Source organism: Arthrobacter sp. 05T442, assembly GCF_056395945.1.
In genome coordinates this window covers 34425-49751 of sequence record NZ_JBFTKM010000019.1, presented here as the reverse complement: position 1 = coordinate 49751, position 15327 = coordinate 34425, and the positions used below count along the sequence as shown (strand labels likewise).

Sequence of the window (15327 nt, the reverse complement as noted above, 5' to 3'; positions counted from 1 at the left end):
TACGATGGAGTGTCCCTCCTGAACGGGCTTCCCCTGTGTCTGGAGCACTTGCCGACTATTCCATCCCCCATCGGACGCCGCACAGCGATCGGAGTTCTCGGCTCTGCACTGGACACAGCACTCAGGGCCTCCTCCGGCAGGACCACCGGAACGCCTGGACCGGGCGCCACTCCGCCTTCGGCCGAGGCGGCCGTAAGCCAGCATCCACCGGGAACGACGGCAGACAGCCCCGAGAACCCCACCCGCGCTGCCACGAAACGGATCAGGACCAGTTTCACCCCTGACTACCAGATGCCGCCCATCCAGAACGGCCTCGCCCCGGTCATCACCCGAATCCAGACCAAACACCCCGTGGTCTTCCTCACCATCGATGACGGCATCACCAAAACACCGGAGACGGACGCGCTCATGACCGAATTCGACCTTCCGGCCGCCCTTTTCCTGACCCTCAATTTCGTCCGGGACAATCCCGGCTTCGTCAAAACCTTCCAGACCCAGGGCTGCGTCATTGAGAACCACACCGTCAGCCACAACATCAACATGGTCCGACAGATGTCCTACACCCAGCAACTCGGTGAAATCGCAGCCATGCAGGACTATGCCCAGCAGCAGTTCGGACGCCGGCCCGTCTTGTTCCGTCCGCCCGGGGGCGCCTACTCCACAGTCATGCGCAAAGCCGTCGCCGACGCCGAACTCAGGGCCATCATCACGTGGGAAGCGAAGGCCAACGCCGGGCGCATGGACTACCAGGTCGGCAACTCCCTACGGCCCGGCGACATCATCCTTATGCATTTCCGCCCCGAATTCGCCGCAGACCTGGCCGCCTTCCGCCAGGCCCAGGCCGCTGCAGGCCTCGAAGTCGTCCTGCTCGAGGACTTCCTCGGCGTCAAATGACCAGGCCGTCGGCCGGTGAAGGCGCGGCCGACGCCACGGCAAAAGTCCGACAACGCTGTCGATGTCCTTTCGACTTGGAATATCTGGCAATGGGAACCGTTCCAGACTGTTCGTGCTCTGCGGGCCAAGGGCAGTGCGCTCTCCCCCGTTACCTCACGGTGGAGAAATCCCCTTTGGCACGTTGGCATGGACGGAACCGGCGGGCCCAGAGGGAAGGTGAAAATAAGGATTGTTTGGGGTCCCTACTTTGCTGACGCACGGTGCCGCAGGGACGGCGTGGCACGATCCTTTCGAATGGTCCGGGGCCCTGACATGAATGACTTCGGCCCGGCGCTTGGGGGCAGCCCGCGGACCGCATAGTGGAGCAACGGGTGGATCGGCCCCATGGATCAGCGCCGGAGGCGGAGCCGGCACCCGTACCGGAGGAGCAGGCTATCCTGGCCGCCGACTCAGGAGTGCGCGCAAGATGCACTGCCGATTTCCGCCGTTGGACGGCCGTTACCGGATTTCACTCGAGTCGTTGCCCTGCGTTACGTGATCTTGGTACCGGTGAGCGGGGACCAGGAGATCCGTCCTCCCTGGTAGTTCTGGGTGACGCTGCCGCCGCCGGTGCCGTATTCGTCGGAGGTCGGGTAGCCAAGGCGGCCGGTGAGGAAGCCGGTGGATGCCCAGGCCTGGCGGATGGCGCCGGCCGTGGGGTGCGCGCCGGTGGTGGCGGACCAGATGATCGCGCCGCCCTGGTAGTTCTGGTAGCAGCCGCCGCCGGGCTGGCCGCAGACCACATCAGAGGTCGGATAGCGCAGGATCCCGGTCAGGAATCCCGTCCGGGCCCACGCCGCGCGGACCTCCCCGGAGGTGGGGTGCGCGCCCGTGGTGGCGGACCAGATGATCGCTCCGCCCTGGTAATCCTGGTAGCAGCCGCCGCCGGGCTGGCCGCAGACCACATCCGAGGTCGGATAGCGCAGGACCCCGGTGAGGAACCCTGTGCGGGCCCAGGCAGCGCGGACGGACCCTGACGTGGGGTGCGCGCCCGTGGCTGCGGACCAGATGATCGCCCCGCCCTGGTAATCCTGGTAGCAGCCGCCGCCGGGCTGGCCGCAGACCACATCAGACATCGGATAGCGCAGGACCCCGGTCAGAAACCCCGTCCGGGCCCACGCCGCGCGGACCTCCCCGGAGGTGGGGTGCGCGCCCGTGGTCGCGGACCAGATGATCGCCCCGCCCTGGTAATCCTGGTAGCAGCCGCCGCCGGGCTGGCCGCAGACGACGTCGCCGGAGGGGTAGCCCATGAATCCGGTGAGGAACCCGGTGCGGGCCCACGCCGCGCGGACCTCCCCGGAGGTGGGGTGCGCGCCCGTGGTCGCGGACCAGATGATCGCCCCGCCCTGGTAGTCCTGGTAGCAGCCGCCGCCGGGCTGGCCGCAGACGACGTCGCCGGTGGGGTAACCCATGAATCCGGTGAGGAACCCGGTGCGGGCCCAGGCCGCGCGGACCTCCCCGGAGGTGGGGTGCGCGCCCGTGGTCGCGGACCAGATGATCGCCCCGCCCGGGTAATCCTGATAGCAGCCGCCGCCGGGCTGCCCGCACGTTATTGGTGCGGTTGTGGTGCCGAGGCCCGGGTTCGCGGCCGCCGCCGCCTGGATCTCGGTGGTGGCCGCGGGCGGGACAGTTCCCACGCCGGGCCCTGGAACAGGCGTAGGCGAGGGCAGCGTGCCCGGTACCGGACCAGGGGCTTCCGACCCGCTGTTGATGATCACATCATCGGCGTAGATATCGCCCATCTGCTGAGGGTGTTCGGCTCCGAGCTGCGCCGTGTCGAATTGAGTCGCGCTGACGCTGACTGTCTGGGCAAAGATGGAGTTGTCATCCCACCAGACCTGCACCCCGGTCGTCGCTCCGTTGGGTACTACGTGCATCACGAGATGGTGCCAGGCGCCCAGGGCTACGGTGGTAACCATCGTGGTGTAAGTGAACCCGGTCGGGGATGTTACCCGGAGTACGAGGCTACCGCTGACGTTCTCCCGGAAGACGTCGAGGTACCGGACGCCGCCCGAGAAGAAACGCAAATAGGGCACGTTGTTGGCCGCGGCACCTTGAGCAGTGATGTTGAACCAGCCGTCCGCGTACGCCTCCTTCATCCCGGAGGCCAGGCCCACGGACATGTTGGCGACCGAAGCTGGATCCGTGGTTGCATGCAGAAACGCAGAGCAACCGGGCGAATGCGAAAATGCGGAGGAGACGGAGGCTGTTCCCGTGCCCGAGGTGAAGGGGCTGAACGGGGCCAGAGTGCCCGACTCAAAGTTCGTGTCTGCCGCCGCCGTGCCCGGATAAGGATCTGCAGGCGCGGGTGTACCGGACTGGCACCCGGGCGCAGCGGTCGCCGGCACGGAACCCAACGCGGTCAGGCCAACCAACGGCAACGCAAGTAAACCCGCAACGCAAAGCCTCAGGAACCGCTTCATCGGTCAGCCCTCCCACACAAGTGCTCAATTCACGCAGTGGCCAGTGCCGGCGGTCCCGGAATTTACAAGAGGACCGGACGGTGAAGATGCCATACCACACGGTATCGCCTGGGAACTTTAGAAAACCTTGAAACGACCATCAGTGGATGCGACATGGAGGATTGGACCCCTCGCGCGAACGGCTGAGCACGCCCTCTCCGGAGCGTTCCCCGTGGGTGTCTGTCTCTGCCGGAAGTGCCGTCAGATTCTGGACCAGATGGCGACCCAGGCCACCTGTACGTGGCCGGCGGTCGCGGGCGAAGGGCAGCCGGTCAGGCAGGACTCGGTCTGCAGGATGTAATGCATAGGCTTGACCGGGGTGCCGACGGTTATGGCGCCGAGGGGCTTCCCGTCCAGGAGGAACGCGACCCGTCCGGGTGTCCATTCGGTGGTGGCCGTGTGCCAGGCCGTGAAGAGCGCGTTTGATTGGACCTCGTCAAAGACGTCATGGGCGGATCCGCTGCGGTGGACAGCGCCGTAGAACGTGCCCGCGAGATCGCCTTCCGGGTAGTCCAGTTCGCCATCCCGTGGCCACACACCACTGTCAGGCCACATCAGCCAGGCCGTCTTGAATCCCGGGAGAGAGTCGGCTTTGAAGCGCACGGAGTACCGTCCGTACAGCAAGCTGTTCGGACGGTGCGGGCTGGCGCTCGGGTTTGCGATGACGGGGGTGGGGGCGGCGCCCATGGAAATACCGTTTTCGGAGTGCAGATACCAATCCAGGACCCCGTTCTTGACGCTGAGCACTTTCGACGGATAGTAGCCGGATTTGCCGGAACTGACCTGTCCGGCTGTGTCGGGCGTCCCATCGCCGTAGCCTGCGCTCCATTTCGCGCCGTAAGCCGCCCCTGGGAAGGCCCCTACGGGGACATCGCCATGGGTGAAGTCCCCGGCGAAAACCTGCCGCCACCCGGGCAGATCCCCGACCGGCATGCGCTGGCCGGAAACGGAACCGTGGTCCACTGTCGGACTTTCCTGTTTGGACGAACCCGGGGTGGCCGCCGGCGCGGAGTCGGACTTGACCGGTCCCGGACCACTCGGTGGTGCTGGCGTCTGCTCGGTCGGGGGCGTCCCGGGGCTTGGGACCGGCGATCCGGTCGGGCCGGTGGAGGCTGAGCGTGCCGGTGGTGGGAGCGCCGAATCTGTCGGGCCGGCCGTGGGGACCCCTGCCGGGCTTGGCTCTAATGTACTGCCCGTCGCCGGCGGGACACCAGGGTCACAGCCGGCGACGGGGATGGCAAGGGCGCTAATGCAGGCGAGGATCATCAACGTGCGGTAGGCGCCGATGTTTTTTCGGTTGAGGAGTGGCAGGAATTGGAGCATCGTCGACCCTTCCTCATGATCAGCATCCAGGTGCGGGGCGCTCTTGGCACGGAAGCAAGGGGTTTTGGCGTGCCGGCGCCGACCGTGGCAGTCCCTTCAGCTCCGGACGGTCAGTAAATCCGAGCACCGGTTACGAAGGAGCATCCAATGCACCGAACGATACGCGCGCCCCGGAATCCTGAAAAGGGTCCCGGCCCCGGGACGGACAGGGCGGAACAGAAGTCGTTTTCTGCACAGCACCCAGTTAGCCGTTCCCGCGCTCTGACTGGGAGGCAGTCGTTCCCTTCGAAAACCGTCATTCCCGGGTTTGTCTTGCGATGTCGTGCTCCAGGACGCGACCGGGGTGTCAAACGCAGTCGGCTTCAGCTCGGAACACGTCTCAGTCGGGCACGGGAGCGGCTTTAGGGCGAAGTTCCATGTCGGCCATCTCACGCCGCAACCCCGTCAGCCTTCCGGGAATCCAGAACACGCGCCGGCCCGGCATCGAGCAATGACTCTGGGTGCGTTGAATGATCCCGCAATACGTGCATTAGGCGAAGCTGTCCACGATGAGTTCACAGTGATTTGTCAGGGAATTACCGTGCCAATCCCTAGGCTCTTGTGGAACGGTTCTAGGACGTGGCGGTGTTCGCATCCTTTCCACAGTCCCGGCAGGTGCTGTGGGAGTCGCGAATTGCCGCCGCCGGACCCACAGTGTTCGGGTCATAGGGAAAGCCGGAAAAGATGAACCGGAAGATCACACCAGCGCATGGCCGGAAGACCACGGGGCGGCCGCGGTGGCTGATCGCTGCGGCAGCCCTCGCCCTGGCGACGGCGGGCTGTCAGCCAACGCCGCCCGGACCCACACCCTCCACGGGGACGGGAACCGCAACGACGTCCTCGGGGACTGGAACCGCAACGCCTTCCCCCAGCACGAGCCCCACCGCGGCCTCCCCCGATCCGGGTCCTACTTCGGGATCCCCGTCTCCGGCCGCCCGAGCTACCTCGTGGGCGCCGGGACACGTGTTTGTGATCAACCTTGAGAACAAGGGCTACGACAAGGTCTGGGGCGCCGGCTCGACGGCCCCGTATCTGTCCAAGATCCTGCGGGCCCAGGGCGTCCTGCTCACCCAGTACTACGGGATTGCCCACAATTCGAACCCCAACTACCTAGCCCAGATTTCAGGGCAGGCATCAAACGAAATGACGCGCAACGACTGCCCGACCTATGCCGCGTTTAAGCAGACCGGAACCGCATCACCGAACCAGGTGCAAGGGACCGGCTGCGTGTACCCGGTCGCGGTCCCCACCGTTGCCGGCCAGCTTAGTTCGGCCGGAAAGACCTGGAAAGGCTACATGGAAGACATGCAGATCCCCTGCCAGCACCCCCGGCGCGGCGCCCAGGACGACCATCAGGGTGCCACCGGTGGGGACCAGTACGCCACCCGCCACAACCCGTTCGTGTACTTCGAATCCATCACTTTGTCCCCGGACTGCCAGAGTAACGTTGTCGCCTTCACCAACCTGGCCAGCGACCTCAAGTCCGCCGGCACGACACCCAACCTGTCTTATATCACCCCCAACCTGTGCAACGACGGGCACGACAGCCCCTGCGTCGACGGCAGCCCGGGCGGACTTACCAGTGCCGACGCGTGGCTCCGCCAGCAGGTCCCGGCCATCTTGAATTCGCCGGCCTACACGGCTGACGGCATGCTCGTGATCACCTTCGACGAAACCGACGGAAACACCACCGGACCCGCGGGACTCCTGCCCGGCGGCACGGCCGGCGGAAAAATCGGCGCCCTCGTTCTCTCCCCCTTCACCAAAGGCGGGACCACGTCCAACACCCCGTACAACCACTACAGCCTGCTCGCCACCATCGAAGACGCCTTCACCCTCCCCCGCCTCGGCTACGCAGGGGCCCCAGGACTGAAACCCTTCGGCACAGACGTCATCAACAACAGACCGTGACCCGGTGGACCGGGTGCCAGTCACGAGCGCGCGACGCCCCCTTGCCGCCCCCAGACACGTCAACCCCGCAAGGCAGCGAGGCTCCGGATCACGAGCAACCGAACGGGCGGCCCGGGACGACCCCGGTCCAAACCGACCCAAGCAAGAAACCCCACGCCGCGGCGAACAGGACAGCCGATGACCCTAATCACCCTCGTGAGACACGGTGAGACAATCTGGCACAGCGAAGACCGATACGTCGGTAGTTCAGACGTCGCCATGACCCCACGGGGCCGGAGCCAGGCGGCCTCCCTCGCGCGCTGGGCGGCGACTATGGACCTGACGAGCATCCGCTCCTCCGACCTAAGCCGGGCGCGGGTGACCGCCGAAGAATGCAGCGCCGCCACGGGCCTCAGCCTCACCATCGATCCCCGACTGCGCGAACTGGACCTTGGCCAGGTGGAAGGACTCACCAGAGCCCAGATGCGGGCACGCTTCCCCGAAGAATATAGGGCGTTCAAGTCCGACCCGGCCGCGAACCATTTCCCCGGCGGCGAACACCCCATCTTCGCAGCACAACGATTCACTGCAGCCCTCCAGGACGCAACAACAGCGGACCCGGGCGGGCACGTCCTCGCCATCGCTCACAGCACCGCCATTCGGCTCGCGCTGTGCGTCCTGCTCGGAATCCCGTTGAGTAGCTACCGCCGGGCGTTCCCGTCCCTTGGGAACTGCACCCTCACCACGATCCGCAACACGCCCGGCAGGACCGGACTACTGAACTACAACTGCCCCGTCGAGACACGCTGACATCACCCGCGACGGCGTCCCCACCGGCGTGGTCTGTCCGGTGGCGGCCGAGGCTGCCATCGAAAGCCATTCTGACCGCGCCTTGGACCCAAACCGGTACGTGAACCGGCCGGAAGTGACGCGGGGTGGCGCTGTCATGCGTTCCCGGAGATTTTAGCCAAAATCCTACGAAGCCTTGGGCACGACCGAACAGAACGGCGGGGCGCCGCTGGGTTCGGATCCAATCACGGAATCAGCGGTTGTGCCTCGATTCCTGCGCCAGGCGCCCAGCGCGGATCAACGGCACAGAAACTGCCGTTGACAGCCTTATGGCCGCGGGCCACTCTGGTGGGTGTGGACGCGGCTGGCCCTTCTGCCCCGCGTCCGGAGAGGCCGGCGATGAAGCTCAAAGTCAACACCATGCCGACTTTGTGCGGCATGGGATGGGGTCCTTGCAGCAGCGCGGAGACCGCCGCGGGTAAACCCGCCTCCGAACAGGGTGCCGCCTGCGCCCACCCGGAACCACGCCCCATCCGCCGCCACCGGCATCATCCTCTGACGGCGATGAAGACCGTTGCACTGTCCGCTGCGGAACCCGCCCTCTCTGCCGCAGTGTCGGTCTGCCTGCTGACGGCACTGACCTCGTGCTCCGGGTCCTCGGCAAGTCCGCCCTCGAGCACGGCGCCCGCCGGTCTTCCGCTGACCCTGGTCCAGGACGTCCCCCTGCCCGGGGGCGCCAGCCGCCTCGATTACCAGAACATCGATCCGGTAGCCAAGCGGCTGTACATAACCCATCTGGGCGACGGAACCATCCACGTCGTGGACCTGGACGCCCTGACCGTGACGGCCACCATCCTAAAAATCTCCTCCGTACACGGCATCACCACCGCGCCGGACCGCCACCGGATCCTGGCCACCGCCTCGGGAAAGAACGAGGCGGTCATCATCGACTCCGATACCCTGGCCGTCACCGCACGTGTGCCCACCGGCAGCACTCCCGACGGGATCGCCTACGACCCCGTTCACGGCAAGGCCTACGTTTCGAACGAACACGACCGGGTCGAGACGGTCATCGACCTGGCCACCAACGCCGCCGTCGCTGCCATCGACATCGGAGGCAAGGCTGGGAACACGGTTTTTGACCCAGTCAGCGGGGACATCATGATCAACGCCCAGGGCACCAGCGAACTCATCACCATCGATCCGGCCACCGACCGGATCGTGGACCGCACCCCACTCACCGGCTGCAAAGGCAACCACGGGCTCGCCCTCGACGGAACCAACCACCTGGCCTTCATCGCGTGCGAAGGCAACGCCAAACTCCTCGTACTCGACCTCCAAACCCACCAGAGCGCCGGAACATTCGATACCGGCGACACCCCCGACGTGCTGGCCTTCGACACAGGGCTGCACCGTCTCTACGTCGCCTCCGAGAGCGGCATCATCACCGTTTTCGATGAACAGGAAAGAACACTGCACGAAAAGGCGTCCGCCAAACTCGCCGACCACGCACACGCCGTCGCCGTCGACCAGGCCACCCACCGCGTCTATTTCCCGCTCCAGGACATCAACGGCCACCCCGTCCTGCGCGTCATGACCCCGTCGCCGTGACCGCAATGTCAACGCCCAGGCGGGTACAAGGCGGACGCTTCCCCATCAGCACGAAACGCGCTCACCTGATGCAAAAGAAATCCAGATAAGGAAAGTAGCCATCAGGCCTCCGGACCGGCGGCTTTCTCTATGGCCACTCCGAGCTCGCCCGCGCAGCCCTGTCTCGACCGCGCCAAGTAGCCATCCGATCAATCCGCTGCCGCGCCGGCCGCGGTCAGCTCACCTTTAAAAGTCCGCGTCAAGGCTCCCCCGGTCGAGCACGCCGATTGGTCCCTCGTAACCGACGCACAGGCTGCGTGACACACGGTCAGCCACCCCACGGCGCGGCACAAGCCCTGGAAAACCGGGCCACGGAAACACGGAACGCACCCGAGCGGACGGACGCTCAGATGGGCCAAGGAAAAGACGGCATCGCCTCACGGCAGCATCAATCGCGACGGCGGGGGCGGGGGCGGGGATGGGACGCACAACCAGCACCCGCGATATGTTGACGAACGCGCTGGTTGAGCGTAGACCATGCCGTATCAAATCAATTGCGGGCCGCTGCCCTGCGACCTGCCGCCTGTAAGGAGAGGGACATGGCCGTCGCAGTCATCATGGAATTCTCCGGTGCCACCTTGGAGCAATACGACCAGGTCATCGGCAAAATGGGTCTCACCCCCGGAGGGCCCGGCCCCGCCGGGGCCCTCGGACACTGGGTGGCGGCCACGGACGACGGGATCCTCGTCACGGACCTCTGGCAGACGAAGGAGCTTTACGACACCTTCGCCAAAGAGCAAATCGGACCCTTCAGCGCCGAGGCAGGGTTCCCGGGGCCACCAAAAGTGACCTATCTGGACACCCACAATTACTTCACCCCCGGCGCAGAGGCATGACCGTCCCCCGGAATCCGGCCCGACCCCCATCCCCTCGGCGGCATTCCGAGCTTTGCTCTCAGAACTGCTGAGTCCAGTTGCCGCATAAGGCTGGCGCGTCTTTGCCTATCCAGGGAGATATTCCATGAGTACAGCCACAAGTCCGGCGACGGGTCGGGGACTGGAAGTCCGGTCGATCGACTACGTACCTCTGAATGAGAGGCACGGTAAGGTTTCCCACATTGGCCCCCTCTGGTTCATGAGCAACGCGCAGATAGCAACGCTGGCGGTGGGGCTGATTAGCATCACGACCGGCGGGAACCTGATCTGGTCCTTGATTGCGATCGCCCTCGGAGTGCTGGTCGGCACCCTGTTCATGGCGGCGCACTCTTCGCAAGGTCCGCAACTGGGACTGCCGCAAATGATCCAGTCCCGGCCGCAGTTCGGCTACGTGGGCGCACTGCTGGTGTGGCTGTTCGCCTACCTGCAGTACGCGGGATTCAATGTTTTCAACACTGTCCTGGCCGGCCAGGCCGTCGCAGGGTCACTTCACATCGGAAACGAAACGCTCTGGTTCTGGGTTGTCACGATCATCGCCGCCGCCGTCGCGCTCTTCGGATACGACCTGATTCACGGTTTCGAGCGCTATCTGACCTACTTGACCATCATCATGCTGGCGCTGCTGACGGCCGCGGTTCTGACCCACCTTGACGTTCCCGCCGGCTCATTCGATTTAGCCGGTTTCCATCTTGTCCCATTCCTCGGGCAACTGGGCGTGGCGGCCGGCTACCAGATTTCCTGGGCCATCTACGTCTCGGACTATTCCCGCTATCTCCCCCCGGATGCCGGCCGCGGGACGTTTAAATGGACGTTCTGGGGAAGTGCGCTGGGCGGTATCTGGGTCATGTTCCTGGGCTCTTTCATCGCCGCGGCAGCCGGCGAGAGCTTCGACACCATCGGCTCGATTCAGGACACGGCGGAGAAGCTGTTCCCCGGCTTCGGATCGATCGCCTTGTTCATCGCCGCCCTCGGGCTCCTGTCCGTCACGGCGCTGAACATGTACGGCGGTTCCCTGACGCTGATCTCCTCCATCGACAGCCTGCGGCGCATCAGGCCCACCGTCAGAATCCGCGTCGTAACCATCGTGATCACCGCGGCCATCTCGCTCGTCTTCGCCAACATCGCATCCGCCGATTTCCTCGCCAACTTCAACGACTTCCTGCTGCTGGTGCTTTACTTCTTCATCCCGTGGACGGCGGTCAACCTCACCGACTACTTCATCGTCCGAAAGGGCCACTACGCCATTGCGGAAATCTTCCACCCCCACGGGATTTACGGGCGCTGGGGCTGGCCAGGAATCACCGCGTACCTTGTGGGCTTCGCCGTCATGATTCCGTTCTTCGCCGCCGGAAAACTCTTCGTCGGGCCGGCGGCTGCAGCCATGGGTGGCGCCGACATCTCCTTGTTCATCGGCCTGCCGGTGGCAGCCTTCCTCTACTGGGTGCTGACCCGCCGCATCGACACCGCAGCCGAAATGCGTCTAGCGCGGACGCAGGCACTCGAACTTGAGGAAGCCGCCAGAATTCACGTCGAGCCATGACGCGGACCGTCGGGCAAACGACCGGCGACGTCGACGTGCGGTTCACCCCCGCCGGAACTCCCCCGCCTGTCCGGCGGCGCCGAAGCCGCGGGTCGGGAACGGTGCCGCATCGCGCCCTGCTTGATGAAATCGTCTCGGGGGCAATTGAAGTGCCGGAGGCGCAGACTTTCGAGCTGACCGACGTTCGTGACGCCTGTAAATTCTTAGAAGAAGAACATTACCAAGGCAAGGTTGGCTTACTGCCCCAGGAGGAACTATGAGGTTGACCGGGAACACCATACTCATAACGGGTGGTAGGTCCGGTATCGGCAAAGGCTTTGCGCGGCATTTCCTGGAACTGGGAAATACCGTCATCATCTGTGGCAGGCGTAACGATCGATTAGAGGAACTCAAAGCGCAATACCCGGACCTCGTCACCGTCCAGTGCGATCTGACGGAGGCGGCGTCTCGGGAGAACCTGGTCCGCCGCGCGATTCAAGAATGCCCCGATCTGAACATTCTCATTAATAATGCGGGCATACAACTCACGGGCGACCTGGCCAAGCCGATCGACCTATCGGCAGTTGAGCGGGAAATTGCGACAAACCTGGTTGCTCCGATGCATCTGTCGTCGTTAGTGGTGGAACAATTAAGGGAACGGCCCGGATCGGCCATCGTGAATATTTCCTCCGGACTGGCCTATACACCAATCGCATTTCTGCCGGTCTATTGTGCAACCAAAGCGGCCGTTCACTCATGGTCACTCTCATTGCGTAAGCAGCTTGAAGAAACGGGCATCAGCGTCTATGAGATCGCGCCTCCGTCAGTGGATACCGAGCTTGGCCACGATCGACGCGAGGATAAAGGCCAAACACATGGCGGGATGCCGGTAAATGAATTTATTGACGACGCGATAAAGGCCCTGGAAAATAATATTCTTCAAACAGCCATTGGCCAGGCTGCCAGTATGATGGACCAAAGAGATGCGTTATTCGAGCGTCTTAATTCTCACTTCTAAATCGCCGCGGCTCCGCCTGCGTTCTCGTCCCGTGCGGTTCGCGCGGGCGTCTTAACTTCTTCGCAAGCCGACCCGGCGCATGCAAAAGGCGAGGTGAATAAATCTCCTTGCCACTCTCAGAATACAGCCCGCCCGGGGGCTTGCCGCAAGGCCCCTACCATCGACGACAATGGTTGGCCGCGGCAGAAAACCTGCGGAAATCGGACTGCGCCGGGCGAATTCGCCGTTCGGAACCGTGGGCCGGCAGGTGAGTTTTTGGATTGGGGTTTCACATGCACGACGTGATTATCAGCGGCGGCGGCCCGACGGGGATGATGCTGGCCAGCGAGTTGCGACTGCACGACGTGGACGTGCTCGTACTGGAGAAGGACGCGGAGCCGGGCAACGCGGTCCGCTCCCTCGGCCTGCACGTGCGCAGCATCGAGATCATGGACCAGCGCGGGCTGCTGGACCGGTTCCTCGCCCACGGACAAAAGTACCCGGGCGGCGTCGGCCGTTTCGCCGGGATCGACAAACCTGGGCCGGCGAACCTGGACACCGCACACGGCTACGTCCTCGGCATCCCCCAGCCGGTCACCGATCGCCTGCTGGCCGAGCGCGCCGTCGAGCTCGGCGCACAAATTCGCCGCGGCTGGGAGGTGGCGGGTATCGAACAGGACGAGGACGAGGTGAGGGTCGAGCTGGCCGATGGCACCCGGCTGCGCTCTCGCTGGCTGGTCGGCTGTGACGGCGGACGGAGCCTGGTGCGCAGACTGCTCGGTATTGGTTTTCCCGGCGAGCCGGCGAAAACCGAGTGGCTCCTCGGCGAGGTTGAGGTGACCGCGTCGGCGGCCGAGCTGGCCGAGGTGGCGGAGGAGGTGCGCAAGACCCACAAGGGGTTCGGCATCGGTCCCGCCGGAAACGGCCTGCACCGCGCCGTCGTGCCCGCGGCGGCCGTGACTGAGGATCGCTCGGTCCCCCCGACCCTGGAGGAGTTCCGCACGCAGCTGCGGGCCTACGCGGGAACCGACTTCGGCGCCCACTCACCACGCTTCATGTCACGATTCAGCGACGCCACCCGGCTTGCCGAACGCTATCGAGTGGGCCGGGCTCTCCTGGCCGGCGACGCCGCGCACGTCCACCCGCCTCTGGGAGGGCAGGGTTTGAACCTGGGAATCCAGGATGCCTTCAACCTTGGCTGGAAGCTCGCCGCCGAGGTCAACGGGTGGGCGCCGGAAGGGCTGCTGGACAGCTACTACACCGAGCGTCACCCGGTCGCCGAAGATGTACTGACCATCACCCGCGCCCAGAGCGAGCTGCTTTCCGCCGATCCTGGCCCGCGTGCCGTGCGCCGGCTGCTCACCGAGCTGATGGACTTCGAGGACGTCCACCGTTTCCTGGCCGAGAAGGTCACCGCGATCGGGGTCCGCTATGACTTCGGCGAAGGACCCGAGCTGCTCGGCAAACGACTGCGCGACCTCACTCTGACACGGGGTCGTCTCTACGAGCTCACTCGCGGTGGCCGCGGGCTCCTGCTGGACCAGACCGGCGAACTCTCCGTGACAGGATGGACGGACCGGATCGACCAGGTCGCGGACGTCAGCGGAGAACTGGACGCACCCGCCGTCCTGCTCCGACCCGACGGCCACGTCGCATGGATCGGCGAAGACCAGAACGACCTGCTCCGCCACCTGCCGACATGGTTCGGAGCCGCCTCCCAGAGCGCGGCCTGCCGGGCGGATGCCCGCCGATAAACTGCGTCCGGCGGAGGTGCGGCCACCATCGGCCCGGAATCCCGGCGGTGCGAAAATGGATCCGCTGCGCGCTCTGGTCGCGGGCGTGCCGTCCGCACCGCGATTGCCGTGGACCTCATAAATGAGCCCCTCCGCAGCTGAGCCCGGTTGGACGAATCGGGAGATTGCTTTCAGTTGCCACCCAGCCTCGGTCCGTACAGTGACTTCAGGTCGGAAAAAGTACTCCGGCCCGCAACGATTCGAAAGCGGAAGGAAACAGGTAGAAATGCCGACAACCCCCTCATTGAAGACCCGCCTCGGCGTGGGAGCAGCAGCGGTCCTGGCCGCCGGCGCCATGGCCGCCGCGGGCGTCAGTGCCGCCTCAGCTTCACCCTCGTCCCCGTCCCCCTCGGCGACTGCGACGGCCGCCCCGTCTGCCGGAGCGAAAGCAGCAGCACACGCTGGCCTGCACGGCTTCGGCGCTTTCCTGCAGATCAGGGCGGACAGCCCGCAGGCAGCGGGCGACCACGCCGCGAAGGCAGCGGCCGCCCTGGTGAACCACCCGCAGGTGTTCGCCAAGCTCCCCGCCGCGCTGCAGGCTGACCTGAAGGCGCTCAAGGACGCAGCCCCGGCTGACCGGGTGGCGGCCGCCTTCAAGATCAAGACCACAGCCTTGTCCGGCGGATACGGCGCCGAGATCCAGAAGCGTTCGGAAGCTGCGGAGAAGACTGCGACCGGTGTCGCCGGTCTGCGCCAGGAGCTGCGCACCGCCTTCAGCTCCGCCAACCCGGGTGCCGGGCTGCAAAAAGTCGCTGACCAGGTCATCAGCCACCCGAAGCTTCTCGCAAAGCTCCCGGCCAACCTGCAGGCTGACTTGAAGACCCTCAAGGACGCCGCACCGGCTGACCTGGACGCCCAGGCCAAAAAGATCAAGGACACCGCGCTCGACGGCGGATACGGTGCCCAGATCCAAAAGGCCGCCCAGGCCCTCGGGAAGAAGGCCGCGGCAGCACCGGCCGCATAACAGCGTCCCTTTACCGGCGAGGCCGGGCAGTCGTCATGGCTGCCCGGCCGTTGCTTTGCCTGACACGGTGAGGATGCCGGCGCCCGCCGACCC

The 15327-nt window shown here is 65.1% G+C and carries 12 protein-coding genes; 10 read left to right on the top strand and 2 right to left on the bottom strand.

The genetic code is table 11. From position 1 onward, the window contains the following. Positions 1-48: 48 nt before the first annotated feature. Complete coding sequence (locus tag AC1DES_RS16200; RefSeq protein ID WP_476896730.1) at positions 49-894, top strand: polysaccharide deacetylase family protein; 846 nt, start codon at positions 49-51, stop codon at positions 892-894. Between the two features lie 530 nt (positions 895-1424). Here AC1DES_RS16200 and AC1DES_RS16195 read toward each other — a convergent pair. After that, positions 1425-3056, bottom strand: coding sequence for an LGFP repeat-containing protein (locus AC1DES_RS16195; RefSeq protein ID WP_476896729.1), 1632 nt, complete (start codon positions 3054-3056; stop codon positions 1425-1427). Between the two features lie 540 nt (positions 3057-3596). Further along, a complete protein-coding gene (locus tag AC1DES_RS16190) occupies positions 3597-4358 on the bottom strand; it encodes a glycoside hydrolase family 16 protein (protein WP_476896728.1) in 762 nt (253 codons plus the stop codon). Between the two features lie 1368 nt (positions 4359-5726). Between AC1DES_RS16190 and AC1DES_RS16185 the strand changes: the two genes are divergently transcribed. The 9 genes from AC1DES_RS16185 (at position 5727) to AC1DES_RS16145 (ending at position 15234) form a co-directional block, all read left to right on the top strand. Beyond that, positions 5727-6668 carry an alkaline phosphatase family protein gene (locus AC1DES_RS16185; RefSeq protein ID WP_476896727.1) on the top strand — a complete coding sequence of 314 codons (942 nt, stop codon included), beginning with the start codon at positions 5727-5729 and terminating at the stop codon, positions 6666-6668. 177 nt (positions 6669-6845) lie between these two features. Beyond that, positions 6846-7457, top strand: a complete 612-nt coding sequence (locus tag AC1DES_RS16180) for a histidine phosphatase family protein (RefSeq protein WP_476896726.1) — start codon at positions 6846-6848, stop codon at positions 7455-7457. 543 nt (positions 7458-8000) lie between these two features. Next, a complete protein-coding gene (locus tag AC1DES_RS16175; protein ID WP_476896725.1) occupies positions 8001-9047 on the top strand; it encodes a YncE family protein in 1047 nt (348 codons plus the stop codon). 578 nt (positions 9048-9625) lie between these two features. Further along, positions 9626-9922 carry a hypothetical protein gene (locus AC1DES_RS16170; RefSeq protein ID WP_476896724.1) on the top strand — a complete coding sequence of 99 codons (297 nt, stop codon included), beginning with the start codon at positions 9626-9628 and terminating at the stop codon, positions 9920-9922. Positions 9923-10046: 124 nt separating this feature from the next. Next, a complete protein-coding gene (locus AC1DES_RS16165; RefSeq protein ID WP_476896723.1) occupies positions 10047-11501 on the top strand; it encodes a purine-cytosine permease family protein in 1455 nt (484 codons plus the stop codon). Next, positions 11498-11761, top strand: coding sequence for a hypothetical protein (locus AC1DES_RS16160; protein WP_476896722.1), 264 nt, complete (start codon positions 11498-11500; stop codon positions 11759-11761). Before AC1DES_RS16165 ends, AC1DES_RS16160 begins: the two co-directional genes overlap by 4 nt. Positions 11762-11763: 2 nt before the next feature. After that, positions 11764-12498, top strand: coding sequence for an SDR family oxidoreductase (locus tag AC1DES_RS16155; protein ID WP_476896721.1), 735 nt, complete (start codon positions 11764-11766; stop codon positions 12496-12498). A 272-nt stretch (positions 12499-12770) separates the two neighbouring features. Continuing rightward, positions 12771-14231 (top strand): rifampin monooxygenase, encoded by a 1461-nt coding sequence (rox, locus tag AC1DES_RS16150; protein ID WP_476896720.1) that lies wholly within the window; start codon positions 12771-12773, stop codon positions 14229-14231. A gap of 265 nt (positions 14232-14496) precedes the next feature. Next, entirely contained in the window at positions 14497-15234 is a 738-nt protein-coding gene (locus tag AC1DES_RS16145) for a hypothetical protein (RefSeq protein ID WP_476896719.1), read from the top strand. The last annotated feature ends 93 nt before the right edge of the window (positions 15235-15327 follow it).

Excerpts from the sequence above, each read along its gene's own strand:
- AC1DES_RS16145 (WP_476896719.1), top strand. The coding sequence starts at position 14,497 with ATGCCGACAACCCCCTCATTGAAGACCCGCCTCGGCGTGGGAGCAGCA.
- AC1DES_RS16195 (WP_476896729.1), bottom strand. The coding sequence starts at position 3,056 with ATGTCCGTGGGCCTGGCCTCCGGGATGAAGGAGGCGTACGCGGACGGC.
- AC1DES_RS16165 (WP_476896723.1), top strand. The coding sequence starts at position 10,047 with ATGAGTACAGCCACAAGTCCGGCGACGGGTCGGGGACTGGAAGTCCGG.
- AC1DES_RS16160 (WP_476896722.1), top strand. The coding sequence starts at position 11,498 with ATGACGCGGACCGTCGGGCAAACGACCGGCGACGTCGACGTGCGGTTC.
- rox (WP_476896720.1), top strand. The coding sequence starts at position 12,771 with ATGCACGACGTGATTATCAGCGGCGGCGGCCCGACGGGGATGATGCTG.
- AC1DES_RS16180 (WP_476896726.1), top strand. The coding sequence starts at position 6,846 with ATGACCCTAATCACCCTCGTGAGACACGGTGAGACAATCTGGCACAGC.
- AC1DES_RS16170 (WP_476896724.1), top strand. The coding sequence starts at position 9,626 with ATGGCCGTCGCAGTCATCATGGAATTCTCCGGTGCCACCTTGGAGCAA.
- AC1DES_RS16175 (WP_476896725.1), top strand. The coding sequence starts at position 8,001 with ATGAAGACCGTTGCACTGTCCGCTGCGGAACCCGCCCTCTCTGCCGCA.